The sequence below is a fragment of the Rickettsia sp. genome (genome assembly GCF_965035265.1).
In genome coordinates this window covers 1-4,080 of sequence record NZ_CBCDJS010000106.1, presented here as the reverse complement: position 1 = coordinate 4,080, position 4,080 = coordinate 1, and the positions used below count along the sequence as shown (strand labels likewise).

The window sequence follows — 4,080 nt, the reverse complement described above, 5'->3', positions numbered from 1 at the left end:
GAAAGCAAACCATATACCGGTAGTTTATGCCCTTTACAAAGATGAAGGACACGGCTTTGCCAAACCGGGTAACAGAATATCTTATTATGCTCTTGCCGAACAATTTTTAGCTAAGATTTTAAAAGGAAGAGCCGAACATATAGAAGATGATTTAAAAAATGCTAATCTCATTCTGAATGATAACGAAAAAATTACCGGTAAGGAAGCAGAAAAGATTATAGATACGGCAGTTGGGAATTAAGAAGAAACCGTCATACCGCGACTTGATCGCGGTATCTAGAAAAATTAAAAAAGAATGGATACCGCGATCAAGTCGCGGTATGACATAGTTGAGGTACCGTTATGCTACTTACAAATACTGAAAATTCTTACGGCTTAATTGCAAAACTTTTCCACTGGACGATGAGTATTATAGTTATAGTAATGCTCATTGTCGGTTTCTCAATGGACAATTTCGTAGAACCACCTCTAAAATGGCAGCTATACGGCTTACATGAAGCTACCGGCATAGTTGTTTTATCTTTAGTAATAATAAGGCTTTTATGGAAATTCTATAATGCTAATGTTTTGCTACCGAAAGATATGCCGAATTGGCAGAAAAAAGCTGCACAAATTAATATAAATTTGTTATATCTTTTAATGTTATTAATGCCGATAAGCGGCTTTCTAATGACTATTTTATCAAATCATCATATTGATTTTTACGGTCTATTCACTATAAACTCTTTCGCTCAAGATTTACAAATTTGCCAAAATTTTTAAAAAAATCCATAAAAAAGCTGCTTTGTTATTTACTGCCTTAATTATTTTGCATATACTAGCTGCGTTTTATCATCACTTTATTAGAAAAGATAACGTACTTAAGAGGATGTGGAATGAGTAAAAATATTTTAGATTTTTTTGGAAAAGGTAAACATAAAAACAAAAATGAACCAATTGATATAGACGAAGCTATTGCTATAGCAGTGATAGAAGAGAATCTTAGCTTAGATAAAAAACTCTCTTCTTTACAGCTTAAAGATTAATTATTATACTGTGCTTTAATTATTTAAATAAATTATTTAAAATGAATATTCATGAATATCAAGCAAAAGAGATTTTAAGAAAATACGGTGTACCTACCTCCACTGGACTCGTTGTTACGAAAACCGAAAAGATTAACGAAACCATAGATAAGTTAAATACGGAAGTATATGTGGTTAAAGCACAGATACATGCCGGCGGCAGAGGTAAAGCAGGCGGTGTTAAGGTTGTTAAGAGTAAAGAAGAAGCCAAGAAAGTTGCTCATGACATGCTCGGTATTAATTTAGTAACGCATCAAACAGGACCCGCGGGGCAGAAAGTAAACCGTCTTTATATCGAGTCGGGCTGTGATATTTTAAAAGAATATTATTTTAGTATCGTATTTGATAGATCAGCTAGCCGTATTACTTTTATAGCTTCTACTGAAGGAGGAGTTGATATTGAAGAAGTGGCAGAAAAAACTCCGGAAAAAATTGTTAAATTTTCTGTTGATCCTGCAACCGGTTTACAAGATTTTCATATGCGAGGCATAGCTTATGAGTTAGGCTTTAAGGATAACCAAACTAAACAGATGAAAGAAATAGTAAAATCGGTCTATCATGCTTTTATTGAAACTGATGCAGCACAAATTGAAATCAACCCGTTAATTGTAAATAGTGACGGTGATCTACTCGCTTTAGACGCAAAAATCACTTTTGACGATAATGGTTTATTTAAACATCCGAATATTACGGCAATGCGTGATCACGATGAAGAAGATCCTCTAGAAACTAGAGCAGCAAATGCAGGACTTAGCTATGTAAAAATGGACGGTAATATCGGCTGTATGGTTAACGGTGCCGGTCTTGCCATGGCTACTATGGACATTATTAAGCTTTACGGTGCGTCACCTGCAAATTTCTTAGATGTTGGTGGCGGGGCTGATCGTGAGCGTGTAAAAGAAGCCTTAAAAATAATTCTATCCGATAAAGAAGTGAAAGGAATTTTAGTTAATATTTTTGGCGGCATTATGCGTTGTGATATTATAGCAGAAGGGGTTATTGCAGCTGCAAAAGAAATAGGTATAAAAGTGCCGTTAGTGGTTCGTCTAGCCGGTACTAACGTTGAAAAAGGCGAAGAGATTTTATCAAATTCCGGTTTAGAAATAATACCGGCACATGATTTAGCAGATGCTGCAAATAAAATAGTTGAGGCGATAAGGTAGATATCTCGTCATTGTGAGGAGCATTGTTGCGTGGCTCGATTTCATCGTCATTGCGAGAAGAATTACGCAGTAATTCGACGAAGCAATCTCAGGATATTTGACAAGATTGCCACGCGGTCTTTGACCGCTCGCAATGACGATGACGACACACACAAAATAAAAACGTAATCTATTAAAATAAATTATTACACATGGCAATATTAATAAATAAAAAAACAAAAGTAATCTGTCAGGGTTTTACAGGCTCACAAGGAACTTTCCACTCTGAACAAGCAATAGCTTACGGCACTAAAATGGTTGGCGGTATTACACCGGGCAAAGGTGGTGGAACTCATCTTGATTTACCGATTTATAATACCGTACATGAAGCAAAAGCAAAAACCGGTGCAAATGCTAGTGTTATTTATGTTCCACCTGCCTTTGCAGCTGATTCGATATTAGAAGCAATCGATGCCGAAATCGAAATAGTAGTATGTATTACAGAAGGAATTCCGGTACTTGATATGGTGAAAGTAAAACGTGCTTTAGTCGGTTCTAGAACTAGATTAATCGGTCCTAATTGTCCAGGAATTATAACCCCTGATGAATGTAAAATCGGTATAATGCCGGGGCATATTCACAAAAAGGGATCAATAGGCGTCGTTTCAAGATCCGGTACTTTAACTTATGAAGCAGTAGCACAGACAACAGCCGTAGGGCTTGGGCAATCTACATGCGTTGGTATTGGCGGCGATCCTGTTAATGGAACTAATTTTGTTGATTGTATTGAGATGTTTTTGAAAGATGATGACACAAAAGCAATTATTATGATAGGTGAAATTGGTGGTAATGCGGAAGAAGATGCAGCCGACTTTATCAAACAATCAAAAATCAAGAAACCTATTGTTAGCTTTATCGCGGGTATTACAGCACCTCCTGGTAAAAGAATGGGACATGCCGGAGCTATTATTGCCGGAGGAAAAGGAAGTGCCGAAGATAAGCTTGAAGCTCTACAAAGTGCCGGCGTGACTATTACTAGATCCCCTGCCGATATTGGTAAGGTTATGTTGGATTTACTGAATAAAGGCTAAGTAATTATATAAATCGCTGGACCAATTTTAGCGTCATTGCGAGGAGCGAAGCGACGTGGCAATCTCGTCACCTGAGATTGCTCGCCTTGATTACTACGTAATTCTTCTCGCAATGACGGAAAAACCGATCCATACAGGCATGACACAAACGAGCCACATCACAACGCCTTTCACTCCTCATAATAACACCTCAATATCCATACAGCCTTCCACTGAAATGACCTCCTACAAACTGGCAAATCAGTTAGAAATTTTCATAAAATTTAAATTTTTGATTGATAATTAATTTTATTATATGTAATGTAGTCGCTACCAACTAATTAATAAGAGGTTAAAAAATGAGTATATTAACAATAAATAATCATGGTAATAGTTTAGCGATTATAAATCTTAATGACGATATGTATAATATTTTCAATTATGCCTATAATTCTCATATAGATTCTAAAATTTCCTGTAAGCCTTGGGATCTTGGCAATACTAAAATTTCTTATAATACTTATAATAATGGGCTTAAAGAAATTGAAACTAATAATACCGGTATTATTATTCAAGGTACTAAAATTGAAACTAAAGAGACTGATATCTTTCCGGATGATACGAATGATTTTAGAAGTATTTATTATAATAATGAGTATATAGTAAATCATATAGTATTAGGTGCAATAATAAGATAATATACAAGGAAAAATGTCAACAAGTCCATATAGTGAAGATTTAAGGAAGAAAGTAATAAATTACCTAAAGAAAGGAAGGAGCCAAAAGGAAGCATCAGAAGTTTTT

The 4,080-nt window shown here is 35.5% G+C and carries 7 protein-coding genes and 1 pseudogene; all 8 read left to right on the top strand.

The genetic code is table 11. The features are described from left to right. A pseudogene (locus tag AC1Z7D_RS06270) lies at positions 1 to 241 on the top strand (S9 family peptidase); the annotation flags it as partial. Between the two features lie 101 nt (positions 242 to 342). Further along, positions 343 to 762, top strand: a complete 420-nt coding sequence (locus AC1Z7D_RS06265; RefSeq protein WP_482602935.1) for a cytochrome b — start codon at positions 343 to 345, stop codon at positions 760 to 762. A gap of 22 nt (positions 763 to 784) precedes the next feature. Then, positions 785 to 883: a cytochrome b/b6 domain-containing protein gene (locus AC1Z7D_RS06260; RefSeq protein WP_482602933.1), complete on the top strand. Its 99-nt coding sequence runs from the start codon at positions 785 to 787 to the stop codon at positions 881 to 883. Further along, positions 876 to 1,025 carry a hypothetical protein gene (locus AC1Z7D_RS06255; RefSeq protein WP_482602931.1) on the top strand — a complete coding sequence of 50 codons (150 nt, stop codon included), beginning with the start codon at positions 876 to 878 and terminating at the stop codon, positions 1,023 to 1,025. The genes AC1Z7D_RS06260 and AC1Z7D_RS06255 overlap by 8 nt, the downstream gene beginning before the upstream one ends. A 41-nt stretch (positions 1,026 to 1,066) precedes the next feature. Continuing rightward, a complete protein-coding gene (gene sucC / locus AC1Z7D_RS06250) occupies positions 1,067 to 2,227 on the top strand; it encodes an ADP-forming succinate--CoA ligase subunit beta (RefSeq protein WP_482602929.1) in 1,161 nt (386 codons plus the stop codon). 191 nt (positions 2,228 to 2,418) lie between these two features. Continuing rightward, on the top strand, positions 2,419 to 3,297 hold the full coding sequence (sucD, locus tag AC1Z7D_RS06245) for a succinate--CoA ligase subunit alpha (protein ID WP_482602927.1): 879 nt from the start codon (positions 2,419 to 2,421) through the stop codon (positions 3,295 to 3,297). Between the two features lie 338 nt (positions 3,298 to 3,635). Next, positions 3,636 to 3,974, top strand: coding sequence for a hypothetical protein (locus tag AC1Z7D_RS06240; protein WP_482602925.1), 339 nt, complete (start codon positions 3,636 to 3,638; stop codon positions 3,972 to 3,974). A gap of 13 nt (positions 3,975 to 3,987) precedes the next feature. Further along, positions 3,988 to 4,080: IS630 transposase-related protein (locus AC1Z7D_RS06235; RefSeq protein ID WP_482601266.1), on the top strand; the 93-nt coding region annotated here is incomplete at its 3' end.